Origin of the sequence: Confluentibacter lentus (assembly GCF_002806995.1) — a bacterium.
Taxonomy (GTDB): domain Bacteria; phylum Bacteroidota; class Bacteroidia; order Flavobacteriales; family Flavobacteriaceae; genus Confluentibacter; species Confluentibacter lentus.
Genome location: NZ_NIHE01000004.1, coordinates 173,794 through 189,430, shown reverse-complemented (window position 1 = coordinate 189,430; position 15,637 = coordinate 173,794). Strand labels below are relative to the sequence as shown.

Below are 15,637 nucleotides of genomic sequence, written 5' to 3'. Positions count from 1 at the left end.
GATTCCGTGAATGCGGAAATTTTACTTAAAAAACGAATCTACAAACTCAAATTTGTTGAATACCTGAAGGTCTTCAATACCCTCACCAACACCAATATATTTTACGGGAATTTTAAATTGATCTGAAATACCAATCACCACACCACCTTTTGCAGTGCCATCTAGTTTGGTAACGGCTAATGAGGTGACCTCGGTTGCGGCTGTAAACTGTTTGGCTTGCTCAAATGCGTTTTGCCCTGTAGAACCATCTAAAACCAACAAGACATCATGAGGTGCATCCTCAACCACCTTTTGCATCACCCGTTTTACTTTGGTAAGCTCATTCATTAAATTGACTTTGTTGTGTAAACGACCCGCTGTATCAATAATCACTACATCCGCATTATGTGTCACAGCACTTTTAAGCGTATCGAACGCCACAGAAGCTGGATCACTACCCATAGATTGCTTGATTAACGGCACACCTACTCTATCCGCCCAAACCTGAAGTTGGTCGATGGCAGCAGCTCTAAACGTATCGGCAGCACCAAGCACCACGTTCAATCCTTGTTTTTTAAATTGATAGGCCAATTTGCCAATGGTCGTTGTTTTACCAACGCCATTAACGCCAACTACCATAATCACATAGGGTCTTTTAGTTGATGGAATGGTAAATTCGGTATCTTCCCCTGTATTGGTTTCAGAGAGCAGACCAGCGATTTCTTCACGAAGGATTAAATTAAGTTCGTCGGTTCCTAAATATTTATCTTTGGCTACTCGGGCTTCAATACGTTCTATGACTTTAAGCGTGGTATTAACGCCGACATCACTAGACACCAAAATCTCTTCCAGATTATCTAAAACCTCATCATCTACTTTAGATTTTCCTGCAACGGCCTTACTTAATTTGCCAAAAAAAGTGGATTTGGATTTTTCAAGTCCTTTATCTAAGGTTTCCTTTTTTTCTAATGAAAATATTTTTTTAAAAAAACTCATTCTATGAAATGTTTAGTCGTTTGTTGTTTAGTTATTAATGCGTTAAGGATTGAAGCGACATCCTTTTTTGGATTCCTGCCTTAGCAGGATTAACAAAAAAGATACAGCTGAAAGCCTGACCCTTGTGGTAACGCCCAAAACATCCTAACAACTTTCCTGCCCATTATGACCTACTGAAAAATTGTCATTAAAACGGAATGTAAATATAAAACAAAAGCCGCTTTCTTTAAGAAAGCAGCTTTTAAATATCTATAAAGAAGTAAATTATTTCTTGCTTAAGAAATTATCAACTAATTCAGGTGCCATAATAGCTTCAACAAATGTGTAAGCTCCCGTTTTTGGAGATCTTACCATTTTAATAGCTTTTGACAATCTTTTTGATCCTGTTTGTAACGATGCTACTGCTTTCTTTGCCATGATTCAATACGTTTTGAAGTTTTAGAAACCTCTAATTATTTAATTTCTTTGTGAACTGTCATACGTTTAAGAATAGGATTAAATTTTTTAATCTCCATTCTGTCAGGCGTATTCTTCTTGTTTTTAGTTGTAATGTATCTTGAAGTTCCTGGTTGTCCAGATTCTTTATGCTCAGTACATTCTAATATAACTTGTATTCTGCTACCTTTTTTTGCCATGTTTTCTTAACTTATTATGTGCGGCTATTATTTTAAAAACCCTTTAGATTTTGCATCTTTAATTGCTGCCGTAATACCTATTTTATTAATAGTTTTTAAAGCTGACGTAGATACTTTTAAAGTTATCCAGTTATCCTCTTCTGGAATGTAAAAACGTTTCTTAACTAAGTTCGCATTAAATTTGCGTTTAGTTTTATTCATCGCATGAGACACGTTGTTTCCAACCATTGCCTTCTTACCTGTAAGTTCACAAACTCTTGACATTATATATAACTTTAAATATTGTTGTTTAAAAACGAGGTGCAAATATACAAAATCTTTAATTTATGACAATCTATTTATTATCAATTTTTAAAAATTTCTTTTAATAGCATTTCCAAAGCTTTATTTACTGCTTTACTAATCACTTTTATACGATAATTACCCAGCATAAATTTTTCAGAATACACGGCATTTTTTGTAGCTATGGCGATAAAAACAGTTCCTACTTCTGCATCAGAATCACCTTTTGTAGGCCCAGCATTACCTGTGGTTGCAATGGCATAATCTGACTGAAACAATTGCAACACGTTTTTTGCCATAGATTCGGCTATTTGTGAACTTACTACCGAATGAGCGTCTATTTCTGATTCTGCCACCCCTAGGACATCTATCTTAGATTCGGTAGAATAGGTAATAATACCTCCTTTAAAATATGCCGATGCGCCAGGTTGTACCGTAAATTGTTCGGCAACCATACCACCCGTGCAGCTTTCGGCTATCGCTAAGGTTTTCCCTAAATTGGTTAATTGTTTGGCAATAACAACTTCTACCGAGCCATCTTCCTCTTCATACCCAGCAAATTCATTTTTTATTAATGGTATTACTTTATCTATTTCAGCCTGCACACTACTGTTTATATATTGCGCATCAAATCCTTTTGCAGATAAGCGTAATCTCATTTTTCCCAAACTTGGCAAATAGGCTAATTTTATATGCTTTGGCAAAGCATCTTCCCACGATTCAATTCTTTCAGCAAGTGCACTTTCACCCAACCCATACACCAATAAAGTTTTATGTAAGATATATGGACAATTATACTTTTCCTTTAATTTAGGGATAACTGCGTCTTGAATTAATGCATTCATTTCATAAGGAACACCTGGAAGCGAAATAAAAACTTTATTGTTTTTTTCCATCCACATACCAGGAGCTGTACCTAATTTATTCATGAGTACTTTACATTTAGAAGGCACCAATGCTTGGTCTTTATTCACCTGTAAAAGCAATCCACCTGCATAATGCTTCCAAAGTTCTTCAATATTTTTTAATACTGAAGCATCCCTTATTAATGTGTCATTAAAATATTCAGCGATGGTTTTTTTAGTAATATCATCTTTTGTTGGCCCTAAGCCACCCGTAATGATGATGATATTCACCCGACTTTCAGCATCTTTAAAAGCTGTTAAAATATGAGATTTGTCGTCTTGAACAGACGTAATTTGATACACCGACACACCAATTTTGTTGAGTTCTTTAGCTATAAAAGCAGAATTCGTGTCAATAACTTGACCTATAAGAAGCTCATCGCCTATGGTGATTATTTCGGCTAACATGTATTATAAATTGAAATCAGATCTTAATTCGTCAATGGCTTTTTCTACAGCGTCGATGACAATATCCAGTTGAGGCTTAATATCCAAGTCCCTTTTTTCGAATTTGCCCCAATCCTGAACCTCAATTAAGGTGGCTAGCACGCCGAGCTCAAATAAATCTACGGTAGGTTTCATTTTATGGGCCGCTTGATATGCCTCACGATAATCTTTTTCAGCCACAGCTTTCTTTAAACGTTCGGCATCTTCGGGAACTTCCTCTAAAAATGCGGCAGCTAACGTAGCGATAAATTCCTCATCGTTGTCGGCTAACTCACGTACCCTGAATAATTTGTAATGTTGTTCCATTTATTTAACTGTTATTGAAAACATTTGTTTATCTTCTAAAAATCCTATAAGCTTATCATTTGCCTCAACTTTGCCTACGCCGGCAGGAGTTCCCGTAAATATAATATCTCCTATCTTTAATGTGAAATATTTTGAAATATATTCTATCAATTCATCAATTTTCCACAACATGAGGCTTGTATTTCCGATTTGAACAATATTTTCGTTTTTTTTTAAAGAAAATTCAATAGCATTTACGTCCTTAATATCTTTAATGGGAATCCAATCACCTATAACGGCAGCACCATCAAATGACTTTGCTTTTTCCCAAGGCAAGCTTTTTTCTTTTAATTTTGCTTGTACATCGCGAGCGGTAAAATCGATTCCCAAACCAATCTCATTATAATATTTATGGGCAAATTTTTTATCAATGTGCTTTCCTATTCTATCAATCTTGACCAAAACCTCAACTTCATAATGGACATCGTTTGAAAAATCTGGTATAAAAAAAGGTTGTTTTTTTACCAAAATGGCTGTATCTGGTTTTAAAAAAATAACAGGATCTGTTGGTTTTTCGTTTTCCAACTCTTTTATATGTTCTGCGTAATTTCTACCAATGCAGATAATTTTCATGCTTGATTTGTTAGGTTTTAGATTTGTTAGACGGATTATGTTTTTGGGTTCCTGCCTACGCAGGAATGACAAAACTACCCAAGCTTGTTATTAAAATTCCTTAGTTTGATGGCTGTCAATACTTTTTTGGTGTATAGTGGAAAATCGGCGTTTAATAACCACCCAAAATAACCAGGTTCAGCGTCCAAAACCTCCGTCACTAATTTGCCTTTATGCTTACCAAATGCAAAGCATTCTTCCCCTTTTTTATTATAACTAATAAAGCCTGCAAAATCCGCAAATTGTTTCCGTGTGCTGAACTCTGCCAAAAACTTGGTGTCATTTTCTATCTCTTTATATTTTTCGATTTGGGCTTTTAAAACTTCGTAAGTCGCATTGGTATCAGCTTCCGCACCATGAGCTCCTTCCAATTCTTTATGGCAATAAAATTGATAGGCGGCACTTAAAGTACGTTGTTCCATTTTATGGAAAATGGTCTGTACATCTATAGATAATCTGTTTTTCATATCAAAATCCACTTCAGCACGCAGCATTTCTTCCGCCAGTAACGGAATATCAAATCGGTCGGAGTTAAAGCCCGCCAAATCTGAATCCTTAATCAAATTATAAATGTCTTTGGCTACTTCTTTAAAAGAAGGCTTATCGGCTACATCAGCATCCGTAATACCATGAATGGCGGTGACTTCCTTAGGAATGGGCACTAGTGGATTCACCAACCAGGTTTTACGTTCCTCCTTCCCATTTGGGAATACTTTTAGAACGGAAATTTCAACAATTCTATCGGTTGTTATATTGACACCTGTGGTTTCTAAATCGAAAAAACAGATGGGTTTTGTTAAATTGAGTTGCATGAGCTATATTTTACAAAAGTGTAAAGATACTAAATTGGAAAGTGTAGAAAACAAAAAACCCAACCGTTTTAAGGGTTAGATTTTGCATATAATTTAATGTTATTAAATTTCCCTATTGCTATCCCAAGCCTCTAAATAATCTTTTACGGCTTTTACAAACATACCTCCAAGAGCACCATTGACCACACGATGGTCATAAGAATGGGATAAAATCATTTTGTAGCGAATACCAATAAAATCGCCTTCGGCAGTTTCAATAACAGCTGGCATTTTTCGTATAGCTCCTAGAGCCAAAATACCGACTTGTGGTTGATTGATGATGGGCGTTCCCATAATACTTCCAAACGAACCCACATTGGTTACGGTATACGTACCGCCTTGCGTATCATCTGGTTTTAATTTACCTGTTTTTGCACGATTGGCTAGATCATTTACCTGTTTTGTCATACCAAATAAATTAAGCTGATCGGCATTTTTAATAACGGGCACTATTAAATTTCCATCTGGTAGCGATGCCGCCATACCCAAATTGATGTTTTTCTTTTTGATTATTTTATCACCTTGCACAGAAATGTTCATCATAGGGTAATCTCGAAGTGCTTTGGCTATGGCTTCCATAAAAATGGGCGTGAACGTTAAATTTTCACCCGTGCGTTTCATGAAATCATCTTTAACTTTTTGTCTCCAGTTCCAAATTTTTGTCACATCCGCCTCAATAAAACTTTGAACATGGGCCGACGTTTGAATGGATTCCATCATGTGGTGCGAAATGAGTTTCCCCATTCTCGTCATCTCTATAATTTCATCCTCACCACTTGGCATTATTGGTGATTGAGAAATTTTAGGCATTTCTGAAATAATATCTTTAGCTACTGGAGTTTCATTTACAGTAGGTTTAGTTTCCGATTGAACAGAAAACGTTTCTGCGAGGGCAACTTCTTTATCTTGATGGATTGGAGCTTCAACCTTGTTCTGGAAGGTATTCAAACCATTAGATTTATTTTCTATATACGCTAGAATATCATCTTTGGTAACACGGCCTTCTTTACCTGTTCCCGAAATCGTGTCTAATTCCTGTTGGGATATACCTTCTTGTTTTGCAATGTTTTTTACTAAAGGAGAATAAAATCGTCCGTCGGTTGAAACTATGGGAGTTACTATTTCTTTAGCAACTTGTATGGTTTGAGCAACATGCTCGACAGCTTCTATAACTTCTGGTTCTTCAAAAGACAAAGGAGGTTCTTGTTCAACAACCCCTTCAGTTTCGATAATGGCAATAACATCGCCAACTTGAACTACATCATCTACATGAAAGCGTTTTTCAATTAAAACACCCTCTACTTCACTAGGCACTTCACTATCTACTTTATCGGTAGCTATTTCTAATACTGCTTCATCTAGTTCAATGGTGTCGCCAACTTCTTTTAACCATGATGTGATGGTTGCTTCTGCAACACTTTCTCCCATTTTTGGTAATTTAAGTTCAAATTTTGCCATATTTATAAGGTAAGCTGGTATTTTTATTTGTGACGCAAAATTAGTGAAAAATGAGTAATTTCTTCAGGCAATCTAAAACTAATATTGTTTATAAGCAACAAATTGATCTTAAATCATTTCAGCATTTATTTACACCCTTGATTTAAAAGTTACAGCACTTTTGCTTAATTCCTCCACAGTAAATTGGTTTGGGTTATAAACAATATTATTTTGTGCTATATTCATAAGAGGCAAATCGTCCAAATGATCTGTAACCAAAGTATCTATTTTGTAATCACCAACGCTTTGAAGGTACTGAAGCACATTTTTTTTCTTTACTTCACTCTTATTCTCGTAATCTGTACTGAATAATTTAGCAGGGAATTCCGTTCCCAAACAGACATCAAACTTCTCACTATTGGCAATAATATTGGCATAGCAAGATGGGGCCGCTGTTGCTAAAATTTTTATGCCAAACTCTGGGTTGTATATTTCTTCTATATGTCTTTTGTGTTTTTTTATACTTTCCACAAACCTGCTATAATCTAATTTATATGGTTCTATTGTTTTTAAAACATAATATTTCATCTTAGCATGTGTTACAAAACGAAACAATCTTAACAACATAATCCAGAAAAGGGCTGAAAACAGGTAGAATTTAAATTTTCTAAAACTGTAAAAGACAAGAAATTTCAGAAAATAATGGAATGTATTTACATTATAGAGTGTGCCATCTAAATCGACTACTAAAACTTTTTTTTTCAAAATACTATTCTTTGAAATCTTTAGACCACGGAAATCGTACTAAAACATCTTTAAATATATAAAAATCTGGTTTTATTATTGATTCTTCAATAGTCCATGAAATAACGGCTGTTTTTATTTCACAATCATCAAAAATTCTAACCATATTGTTTTTAACTATAAACATGGTAGTTCCTGTATCGATGGCATCGTCTACCAAAAGTATTTTTTTTGGAGGTTTACTTACAGATATACTACAACTTATTTCCCGATTTAATAATTGCTCTTTAGTTAGATTTTTTAAGCTGTCCTTTATTTGATTGTGCTCATAAACTCTAAGATAATCTGCTATTTTTAACGGCATGTATTTCAAAAGAATTTTAGCAAAAAAATTATTTTTAAAATTGTCTTTTCTTTGAATTTTTACCATTTCAAAATGAGCACAATCAAATTTTTTCACATCCTTAAACTCGTTTAAAACAAAAGCACCACCGTTTTGAACCCCTATAATAATATCTGGGTAAAAATCTATTTTAGCAACCAATTCTAAACACGTTTGCTTAAAATCTTTGATATTTAATGTTATTACCCTCAATTATAACTGCATTTAATGTCCCTATCCTTTATTTTAAATATCAAAATTCCCAATTTGTAAAAATCGAACAAATATAAGTTGACAAACCCTAGCGACAACATTTTTTTTAATAAAGGTTTAAAAATTTTAAAACCCACTCCTATCAAAGCTTTGAATTTCACAACCTTAAAATATACATTTAAAAGGGATACATCTTTTATAAAATCTTTATCACAATTTAAAAACCCAAGTATTTCAACAAGATTTCCAATAGCTGTTTCTGTACTCGAAATATATACACCGTTATCTTCTAAATCTCCATTTAATATAGGGTTTTCAATATGCCTTACTTGTATATTTCTTTTTTTTAACTGGAACCCGAACAGTGTATCTTCATGTCCATAATCGGTTAGTCTTTCATCAAAATTTATGGTTTCAAATATTTTTCTGTTAACAACAAAGTTATGGGTCATAAACGATTTATTAGGGTTTAAATTTCTTTTATAGAACGGCTTACTTTCCCTTATTTTACCATATTTCCACCTTAGTCGTTTGTTTCGTTTAGGAGACTGATTTTCATAAACCCTACCACCACACAACACTTTGTTTGGCTCTTTCTTTATTACTTCAATATATTTCACTAAAAAATCATCATCATAAACAATTGAATCACAATCCAAAAAAAGTAAATTATCATAATTTGCATACTTTAAAAATCGATTTCTAATAGCAGCCCTTCCAATATTCTTTTCAAGTTTTATATAATTGTGTTTTTTGCAGACATTTTCATTCTTTTCTTTGAAAAATACATCAGAACAATCATCAATTAAAATTATTTCTGAAGGGACTTCCAAGGATTTGGATAAATTGTTCAATTTCTCTACCAAATTGGAAACATCAAAATTATATATGGGAATACATATTGAAATCATATTTTATAGACTATTTAACTTAAAGATTAAAGTTTTAAAGTAGCCTCAAAGGGAACCCTATTAATAATACTGCGTCCCAAGGTAATTTCGTCTGCATATTCTAATTCATCTCCAACAGAAATTCCTCGTGCTATGGTTGATGTGATGACTTGGTATTCTTGAATTTTACGGTAGATATAAAAATTAGTGGTATCACCCTCCATGGTAGAACTTAATGCAAAAATAAGTTCTTTCACGCTGCCCTGCTTCACTTTTTCAACTAAGGAATCTATCTTCAAATCGTGTGGGCCAACACCATCCATAGGCGAAATTTTGCCTCCTAAAACATGGTATAATCCTTTAAAAGAACTGGTGTTTTCTATCGCCATAACATCCCTTACATCTTCAACAACACATACAATATCTTTATTTCTATTAGGGTTTGAACAAATATCGCATACATCTACATCGCTAATATTATGGCACGATTTACAGAATTTCATATCATTCCGCATGGTTTGCAAAGCCTCCGAAAGCGCCAAGGTTTGCTCTTTGGGCTGCCTTAACATATGCAATACCAAACGCAACGCAGTGCGCTTGCCAATACCTGGAAGTTGGGACATTTCATTTACGGCGCGTTCTAGTAGTTTTGAAGAGAATTCCATAGGTTGCGAATTTACAATTTTAGTTTAATAATGAATACCAAAGCATTTGTAAATATTAGCAATTGTTTTGGATTGTAATTTTGTATATTTCGCCTACCTAATTTAAGTTATGCAGCCTTTACACGTACTTCTTCTAATAGTTATTTATTTTGGCATTCTCATTTTTGTATCGTATTTAACCAGCAAAGACGACAGTAACGATTCCTTTTTCAGAGCCAATAAATCGTCTCCTTGGTTTTTGGTAGCCTTTGGTATGATAGGTGCCTCATTAAGTGGTGTTACCTTTATATCGGTTCCTGGCGATGTTGGTTCGGGCATGTTTGGATATATGCAAGTAGTGTTTGGTTACTTATTGGGCTACATGGTTATTGCCTTTGTTTTAATGCCTATTTATTACAGATTAAATGTGACCTCTATTTACGAATATTTGGGTGATAGGTTTGGGATTGTGAGTCATAAAACAGGAGCCGCATTTTTCTTTATATCTCGGGTTTTGGGTTCTGCTTTCAGATTGTTTTTAGTCGCAAGCGTTTTACATGAATATGTGTTCAAATATTGGAATTTTCCATTTCCATTAACCGTAGTTATTTCCGTAGCTCTTATTTTAATTTACACATTTAAAGGCGGTGTAAAAACAGTGGTTTGGACAGATACTATACAGACATTGCTCATGCTCGTCGCTTTGGTTGTCACCATTGTTTTGATATATTCAGAAATGGGATGGGGATTAGGCGATTTTATTGGGAGTGATGCCATAGAAAAGTATGATAAAATTTTCTTTTTTGAAGATATTTTAGCGAAAAACCACTTCTTCAAACAATTCTTGGGAGGCATGTTTATCGCTATTTGCATGACAGGATTGGATCAAGATATGATGCAGAAAAATCTAACCTGTAAATCCTTAAAAGATGCCCAGAAAAATATGGTGTCTTTTAGTTTGATTTTGATATTTGTAAATTTCATATTCCTACTTTTAGGAGCTTTATTATTTGTTTATGCGGAAACCAAAGGCATTAAAGTTCCTGTGATTGATGGTGTTGTAAAAACAGATTTATTATATCCTGAAATTGCACTGAACTCCAATTTAGGATTGCCAGTTGCCATATTTTTTACGTTAGGACTTATTGCCGCAGCATATTCTAGTGCAGACAGTGCGCTAACCGCCCTAACAACCTCTTTTTGTATTGACTTTCTTAATATTGAAAAAAGACCAGAAAACACCCAAAAACGTACTCGAAAAAAAGTCCATATTGGCATGAGCGGTTTAATGGTTTTGGTGATTATTTGCTTTTACTATGTGTTGAACCAAAGTGTTATTAGCGGCATATTAACAGTGGCAGGATATACATACGGACCCTTATTAGGCTTATTTGCTTTTGGAATATTGACCAAATTTAAAATAAAAGATCATTTGGTACCTTACATAGCAATAGCTTCTGTTATAGCATGCTATATCATAGCTAACATTCCTTCAAATTACTTAGGAGGTTATAAATTTGGATATGAATTATTAATTGTAAACGGCATTTTAACTTTCTTGGGATTAATATTGATTCGTAGAAAGTAACACCAAAGAACAAGCAATTTCATATGGAATTTTGTTTTCGTTTAAAATCTCATAAAATTCAGTATTCTCAGTTCCTGGATTAAAAATAACCCTATTTGGTTTTAATGAAATAATATAATCATAAAACTGTTTTTGATTTATAGGATTAAGGTAAAGTGTTACTGTATCTAAATCTTTATATAATAATTGTTCAGTATCAATATTGACACCAGCAATCTCGCCCGGTTTCTTGCCAATCGCTACAACTTCATGACCATGAGATTTTAGTTTTTGTATTACGAAATTTGAATATCGACTAGGATTTAAAGAAGCTCCTATTACTAATGTTTTTTTATCCATAATTTAATTAGTCTTGAAAATACTACTTAACTATCTGATTACAAATGTTAAATATTATTAAAAATCCAAAAACAATACAATATACATACAACCTCTTGCGTTTGTAAAGTGACCAATCACTGAATTTATAATTATTTGAGTTAGTCACCACAATAATAAATTCGAAAAAAGGTTAGTGTTAATTGTAAATGATTAATAGCTAGAAAAATCCGAAATCTCTTCAATTTCGGATTTTTTATTTTTCACCATTTAATAATGGCACTGGCCCAAGTAAAACCGCTCCCAAAAGCGGCCAAAACCACTTTATCTCCTTCTTTAATTTTACCTTCTTCCCAAGCTTCGGTAAGTGCAATAATTACAGATGCCGCTGTGGTGTTACCATATTTCATTATGTTGTTAAAAACTTGGTCGTCTCGCAATCCGAATTTTTGCTGAATAAATTGGGCAATCCTTAAATTGGCTTGATGTGGAATTAACATATCAATATCTTCTTTCTTTAAATTATTCGCCATCAAACCTTCCACAATAGCTTCACTAAAACGTACTACGGCATGTTTAAAAACAAATGTACCATCCATATATGGGAAATAAGACAAATCTTCCTCTCTAGATTCAAGAATTTCCGGTACCCAATGCGCAATACTTGGCGATGCCACAATCAGCTTATCGGCATATTTCCCTTCACTATGTAAATGGGTTGATAAAATTCCTTTTGTAGTATCATCTTCTCTCGTTAAAACGGCAGCACCTGCGCCATCTCCAAAAATAACCGTGACACCTCTACCCCTGGTTGTTTTATCCAACCCATTACTATGATATTCAGCCCCTATCACAAGCACATTTTTGTACATACCCGTTTTTATGTATTGATCGGCCACCGAAATAGCATACACAAACCCCGAACATTGGTTCCTTATATCAAGGGCTCCAACGGTTTTCATATCAAGCATATCTTGAATTTGCACACCACATCCCGGAAAATAATAGTCTGGACTCAAAGTGGCAAACACAATAAAATCGATATCATCTTTTGTCAAACCAGCACGTTCAATGGCGATTCTAGCCGCTTTTGCACCCATAACGGCCGAAGTATCATCTGTACCTTCCTTGATCCATCGGCGTTCTTTAATACCAGTACGCTCCTGAATCCATTCATCAGTGGTATCCATCATTTTAGATAAATCATCATTTGTCACCACATGATTTGGAACATATTTACCTAAACCAATTATTCTCGAATTATACATGACTGTTATATTAGATATACAAAGTACAAAATTAAATCCTCAAAATCCAACATCGTAATTCAAAAATAAGTAGTGTCAGTTTGTCACTTTTTGACTCTTGGCATTTTTGTTGTCTAATAAAACTCATCGAGTTTAAACTAAATCATTAATTAGATTCCTGCCTAAGTTTATCTTGAGCGAAGACGAAAGGCAGGAATGACAAATAAAAATAATTATATTATGACAAAAGGAAATATTAATGTTTCGGTAGAGAACATCTTCCCACTTATTAAAAAATTCCTGTATAGCGATCACGAAATCTTTTTACGTGAATTAATCAGTAACGCTACAGATGCTACTTTAAAATTGAAACACCTAACCAGTATAGGTGAAGCCAAAACTGAATACGGCAATCCTAAAATCGAAGTTAAGATTGATAAAGAAGGTAAAAAACTTCATATCATTGACCAAGGTTTAGGTATGACGGCTGAAGAAGTTGAAAAATACATCAACCAAGTGGCGTTTTCCGGTGCTGAAGAATTTTTGGACAAATACAAAGATGCTGCTAAAGATGCTGGTATTATTGGTCATTTCGGACTCGGATTTTACTCCGCTTTTATGGTGGCTGAAAAAGTAGAAATCATTACCAAATCTTATAAGGATGAACCAGCAGCTCATTGGATTTGCGATGGGTCTCCTGAATTCACCATTGAACCATCTGATAAAACGGAAAGAGGTACTGAAATCATTCTTCATATTGCGGAAGATTCTACGGAGTTCTTGGAAGAATCACGGATTAGAACCCTACTTTTAAAATATAACAAGTTTATGCCTATTCCGATTAAATTTGGAACTAAGGAAATAAATGATCCAGATTTCGAACCAAAAACTATTACGGACAAAGACGGTAAAGAAACCAAGGAACCTCACAAAAAAATTACAGTTGATAATATTGTCAACAACCCAAATCCAGCTTGGACCAAGCAACCGGCCGATTTAAAAGATGAAGATTATAAAAGCTTTTATCGTGAATTGTACCCTATGCAATTTGAAGAGCCTTTATTCAACATTCACTTAAATGTAGATTATCCGTTTAACCTGACTGGGATTTTATATTTCCCAAAGATGGGTCAGGATATGAACATCCAAAAAGATAAAATTCAACTCTACCAAAATCAAGTGTATGTAACCGATAATGTGGAAGGTATTGTACCAGAATTTTTAACCATGCTTCGTGGTGTGATTGATTCGCCGGACATCCCGTTAAACGTTTCGCGTTCTTACTTGCAAGCTGATGGTGCCGTCAAAAAGATTTCATCTTACATCACTAGAAAAGTTGCCGATAAATTAAAATCGCTTTTCAATAGCAATCGTGAGGATTTCGAAAAGAAATGGAACGATATCAAAATCGTGATTGAATATGGTATGCTTTCCGAAGAAAAATTCTTTGAAAAATCTGGGGATTTTGCATTATACCCAACAGTTGATGATGCATATTTTACCTATGATGAATTATTCAACAAAATAAAAGCCAATCAAACGGATAAAGATGGCAAATTGGTCATTTTATATGCTTCCAATAAAGATGCACAACACAGCTACATTGAAATGGCAAAAGCCAAAGGCTATGAAGTGTTATTGTTGGATTCGCCAATCGTGTCGCATTTAATCCAAAAACTAGAATCTACAAAAGAAAACATTTCGTTTGCACGTGTAGATGGCGACCATATTGATAATTTAATTAAGAAAGATGATACTAAAATCTCTAAACTTTCTGAAGAGCAACAAACTACTTTGGAAACCCTTCTAAAAGAAGTGATTCCTTCTGAAAAATTCATGGTACAATTAGAGGCTATGGATAGTGATGCATCACCATTTATCATTACCCAACCAGAGTTTATGCGCCGAATGAAAGAAATGCAACAAACTGGCGGTGGCGGTATGTTTGGTATGGGCAGTTTCCCAGAAATGTACAATTTGGTGGTGAATACCAACTCTAAGTTAGTTGGTGACATTTTAGAAACAAAAACTAAAAACAAGCAGGAACGTTTGATTAATCAGAGTTTAGACTTAGCACGTTTATCGCAAGGTTTGTTAAAAGGTGAAGAACTTACAAACTTTATTAAACGTAGTTATGAGATGATTAAATAGTTCTTCCTGCGTAGCAGGAATCTCATAAAGACAAAAAACCACTTCGCTTTGAAGTGGTTTTTTTATGGAATTATTTCTTCTTCTTTTTTGATTTTTCTTTTTTCGCTTTAGCCTTTTCCTTTTTTGCTTTTTCCTTGGCTTTAGCTTTTTCTTTTTTGGCTTTCTCTTTCTCCTTCTCTTTTTTCTTTTTCTCCTTTTCTTTATCTTTTTTACTCGCTTTCTTTTTCTCCTTCTTCTTTTTCTTCTCTGCCTTTTTTGATTTTTTGGTTATTTCCTCTTGAGCATTTTCTTGAGAAACTTCATTGCTTACCTCCTCCACATGTTCATCAATCGTATTGTTTACTGCATCGTTAACAACATTTTCATTGGGTTCGTTAAAGTTTGAAATATGTTCTTCCATAGTACTACTTTTTTATTTTGTTACCTTATCTTAATTAATATATCAAAGATATAGTATAAAAATATATGCCAATGTTAAGTTTTCGTATCCTAAATTTAGATTTTGAAAGAAAAAAGAGATACCTTAGTAGAACAAACACTAAACTATCCAAATGGAAACCTCTACAAACAACCTTGGTTTATTTAAAACATTATACCTTGTAAAAGGTATTTTGACTTTATGCTTTTCATTATTTTTCATTATCTATGCAGCATTTGGTTTATTTTTTGATAAAATGATTGATGCCAATGATGCTAATAATGACATGTCATTTAATCCTGGATTTATTTTTCTGATTATAGGAATTATAGGCGTAATAATCTGCGTTATATTTGGCGTACTTACGTTAATGGCCTCTAAATATCTTAAGGAAGTAAAAAACTACAATTTTATATTCGCCATTGCCATTTTAAATTGCCTTACTGGTATTCTAGGCATTCTTCTTGGGATTTTCACTTTAATTGAATTAAATAAACCCGAAGTAAAACAACTGTTCCATAAAGTTTAATTTTTCATTTTAAATCTTCAAAAA

General features: G+C 33.9%; 19 protein-coding genes. 3 read left to right on the top strand and 16 right to left on the bottom strand.

What is annotated here, in order from left to right:
* Positions 1 to 21 precede the first annotated feature (21 nt).
* The 13 genes from ftsY to recR form a co-directional block, all read right to left on the bottom strand.
* Positions 22 to 975: a signal recognition particle-docking protein FtsY gene (gene ftsY / locus CDH50_RS09870; protein WP_100612075.1), complete on the bottom strand. Its 954-nt coding sequence runs from the start codon at positions 973 to 975 to the stop codon at positions 22 to 24.
* A 264-nt stretch (positions 976 to 1,239) separates the two neighbouring features.
* Positions 1,240 to 1,392, bottom strand: coding sequence for a DUF4295 domain-containing protein (locus tag CDH50_RS09865; protein ID WP_100612073.1), 153 nt, complete (start codon positions 1,390 to 1,392; stop codon positions 1,240 to 1,242).
* Between the two features lie 35 nt (positions 1,393 to 1,427).
* Positions 1,428 to 1,610, bottom strand: coding sequence for a 50S ribosomal protein L33 (rpmG, locus tag CDH50_RS09860; RefSeq protein ID WP_100612071.1), 183 nt, complete (start codon positions 1,608 to 1,610; stop codon positions 1,428 to 1,430).
* Positions 1,611 to 1,637: 27 nt separating this feature from the next.
* Positions 1,638 to 1,874 carry a 50S ribosomal protein L28 gene (gene rpmB / locus CDH50_RS09855; RefSeq protein ID WP_100612069.1) on the bottom strand — a complete coding sequence of 79 codons (237 nt, stop codon included), beginning with the start codon at positions 1,872 to 1,874 and terminating at the stop codon, positions 1,638 to 1,640.
* A gap of 80 nt (positions 1,875 to 1,954) precedes the next feature.
* Positions 1,955 to 3,205: a competence/damage-inducible protein A gene (locus CDH50_RS09850; protein ID WP_100612067.1), complete on the bottom strand. Its 1,251-nt coding sequence runs from the start codon at positions 3,203 to 3,205 to the stop codon at positions 1,955 to 1,957.
* 3 nt (positions 3,206 to 3,208) lie between these two features.
* Entirely contained in the window at positions 3,209 to 3,550 is a 342-nt protein-coding gene (locus CDH50_RS09845) for an Hpt domain-containing protein (protein WP_100612065.1), read from the bottom strand.
* Entirely contained in the window at positions 3,551 to 4,162 is a 612-nt protein-coding gene (locus CDH50_RS09840; RefSeq protein ID WP_100612063.1) for a fumarylacetoacetate hydrolase family protein, read from the bottom strand.
* A gap of 74 nt (positions 4,163 to 4,236) precedes the next feature.
* A complete protein-coding gene (locus CDH50_RS09835) occupies positions 4,237 to 5,013 on the bottom strand; it encodes a 3'-5' exonuclease (RefSeq protein WP_100612061.1) in 777 nt (258 codons plus the stop codon).
* Positions 5,014 to 5,115: 102 nt separating this feature from the next.
* On the bottom strand, positions 5,116 to 6,510 hold the full coding sequence (locus CDH50_RS09830; RefSeq protein ID WP_100612059.1) for a dihydrolipoamide acetyltransferase family protein: 1,395 nt from the start codon (positions 6,508 to 6,510) through the stop codon (positions 5,116 to 5,118).
* 129 nt (positions 6,511 to 6,639) lie between these two features.
* Positions 6,640 to 7,254, bottom strand: a complete 615-nt coding sequence (locus CDH50_RS09825) for a haloacid dehalogenase-like hydrolase (RefSeq protein WP_157804968.1) — start codon at positions 7,252 to 7,254, stop codon at positions 6,640 to 6,642.
* Between the two features lie 4 nt (positions 7,255 to 7,258).
* Positions 7,259 to 7,828, bottom strand: a complete 570-nt coding sequence (locus tag CDH50_RS09820) for a phosphoribosyltransferase (protein WP_100612055.1) — start codon at positions 7,826 to 7,828, stop codon at positions 7,259 to 7,261.
* Positions 7,825 to 8,739, bottom strand: a complete 915-nt coding sequence (locus CDH50_RS09815; RefSeq protein WP_100612053.1) for a glycosyltransferase family 2 protein — start codon at positions 8,737 to 8,739, stop codon at positions 7,825 to 7,827. Before CDH50_RS09815 ends, CDH50_RS09820 begins: the two co-directional genes overlap by 4 nt.
* Positions 8,740 to 8,765: 26 nt before the next feature.
* On the bottom strand, positions 8,766 to 9,383 hold the full coding sequence (gene recR / locus CDH50_RS09810) for a recombination mediator RecR (protein WP_100612051.1): 618 nt from the start codon (positions 9,381 to 9,383) through the stop codon (positions 8,766 to 8,768).
* A 109-nt stretch (positions 9,384 to 9,492) separates the two neighbouring features.
* On the opposite strand from recR, the gene CDH50_RS09805 reads away from it, so the two are divergent.
* Positions 9,493 to 10,950: a sodium:solute symporter gene (locus CDH50_RS09805; protein ID WP_100612049.1), complete on the top strand. Its 1,458-nt coding sequence runs from the start codon at positions 9,493 to 9,495 to the stop codon at positions 10,948 to 10,950.
* Here CDH50_RS09805 and CDH50_RS09800 read toward each other — a convergent pair.
* Both CDH50_RS09800 and CDH50_RS09795 read right to left on the bottom strand, forming a co-directional pair.
* Complete coding sequence (locus CDH50_RS09800; protein WP_100612047.1) at positions 10,927 to 11,289, bottom strand: CoA-binding protein; 363 nt, start codon at positions 11,287 to 11,289, stop codon at positions 10,927 to 10,929. The genes CDH50_RS09805 and CDH50_RS09800 overlap by 24 nt on opposite strands.
* Positions 11,290 to 11,531: 242 nt before the next feature.
* Complete coding sequence (locus tag CDH50_RS09795; protein ID WP_100612045.1) at positions 11,532 to 12,536, bottom strand: 3-oxoacyl-ACP synthase III family protein; 1,005 nt, start codon at positions 12,534 to 12,536, stop codon at positions 11,532 to 11,534.
* A 219-nt stretch (positions 12,537 to 12,755) separates the two neighbouring features.
* Here CDH50_RS09795 and htpG point away from each other — a divergent pair, with 219 nt between their 5' ends.
* The gene (gene htpG, locus CDH50_RS09790; RefSeq protein ID WP_100612186.1) at positions 12,756 to 14,666 is read left to right on the top strand and encodes a molecular chaperone HtpG; all 1,911 of its coding nucleotides are present in this window, start codon (positions 12,756 to 12,758) and stop codon (positions 14,664 to 14,666) included.
* 70 nt (positions 14,667 to 14,736) lie between these two features.
* Here the strand turns inward: htpG and CDH50_RS15110 are convergent, their stop codons facing one another.
* Positions 14,737 to 15,066 carry a hypothetical protein gene (locus tag CDH50_RS15110; protein WP_157804967.1) on the bottom strand — a complete coding sequence of 110 codons (330 nt, stop codon included), beginning with the start codon at positions 15,064 to 15,066 and terminating at the stop codon, positions 14,737 to 14,739.
* 151 nt (positions 15,067 to 15,217) lie between these two features.
* On the opposite strand from CDH50_RS15110, the gene CDH50_RS09780 reads away from it, so the two are divergent.
* Positions 15,218 to 15,613, top strand: coding sequence for a hypothetical protein (locus CDH50_RS09780; RefSeq protein WP_100612043.1), 396 nt, complete (start codon positions 15,218 to 15,220; stop codon positions 15,611 to 15,613).
* Positions 15,614 to 15,637: the final 24 nt, after the last annotated feature.

Coding starts and splice junctions, on each gene's coding strand:
- ftsY (WP_100612075.1), bottom strand. CDS start 975: ATGAGTTTTTTTAAAAAAATATTTTCATTAGAAAAAAAGGAAACCTTA.
- CDH50_RS09865 (WP_100612073.1), bottom strand. CDS start 1,392: ATGGCAAAGAAAGCAGTAGCATCGTTACAAACAGGATCAAAAAGATTG.
- rpmG (WP_100612071.1), bottom strand. CDS start 1,610: ATGGCAAAAAAAGGTAGCAGAATACAAGTTATATTAGAATGTACTGAG.
- rpmB (WP_100612069.1), bottom strand. CDS start 1,874: ATGTCAAGAGTTTGTGAACTTACAGGTAAGAAGGCAATGGTTGGAAAC.
- CDH50_RS09850 (WP_100612067.1), bottom strand. CDS start 3,205: ATGTTAGCCGAAATAATCACCATAGGCGATGAGCTTCTTATAGGTCAA.
- CDH50_RS09845 (WP_100612065.1), bottom strand. CDS start 3,550: ATGGAACAACATTACAAATTATTCAGGGTACGTGAGTTAGCCGACAAC.
- CDH50_RS09840 (WP_100612063.1), bottom strand. CDS start 4,162: ATGAAAATTATCTGCATTGGTAGAAATTACGCAGAACATATAAAAGAG.
- CDH50_RS09835 (WP_100612061.1), bottom strand. CDS start 5,013: ATGCAACTCAATTTAACAAAACCCATCTGTTTTTTCGATTTAGAAACC.
- CDH50_RS09830 (WP_100612059.1), bottom strand. CDS start 6,510: ATGGCAAAATTTGAACTTAAATTACCAAAAATGGGAGAAAGTGTTGCA.
- CDH50_RS09815 (WP_100612053.1), bottom strand. CDS start 8,739: ATGATTTCAATATGTATTCCCATATATAATTTTGATGTTTCCAATTTG.
- recR (WP_100612051.1), bottom strand. CDS start 9,383: ATGGAATTCTCTTCAAAACTACTAGAACGCGCCGTAAATGAAATGTCC.
- CDH50_RS09805 (WP_100612049.1), top strand. CDS start 9,493: ATGCAGCCTTTACACGTACTTCTTCTAATAGTTATTTATTTTGGCATT.
- CDH50_RS09800 (WP_100612047.1), bottom strand. CDS start 11,289: ATGGATAAAAAAACATTAGTAATAGGAGCTTCTTTAAATCCTAGTCGA.
- CDH50_RS09795 (WP_100612045.1), bottom strand. CDS start 12,536: ATGTATAATTCGAGAATAATTGGTTTAGGTAAATATGTTCCAAATCAT.
- htpG (WP_100612186.1), top strand. CDS start 12,756: ATGACAAAAGGAAATATTAATGTTTCGGTAGAGAACATCTTCCCACTT.
- CDH50_RS15110 (WP_157804967.1), bottom strand. CDS start 15,066: ATGGAAGAACATATTTCAAACTTTAACGAACCCAATGAAAATGTTGTT.
- CDH50_RS09780 (WP_100612043.1), top strand. CDS start 15,218: ATGGAAACCTCTACAAACAACCTTGGTTTATTTAAAACATTATACCTT.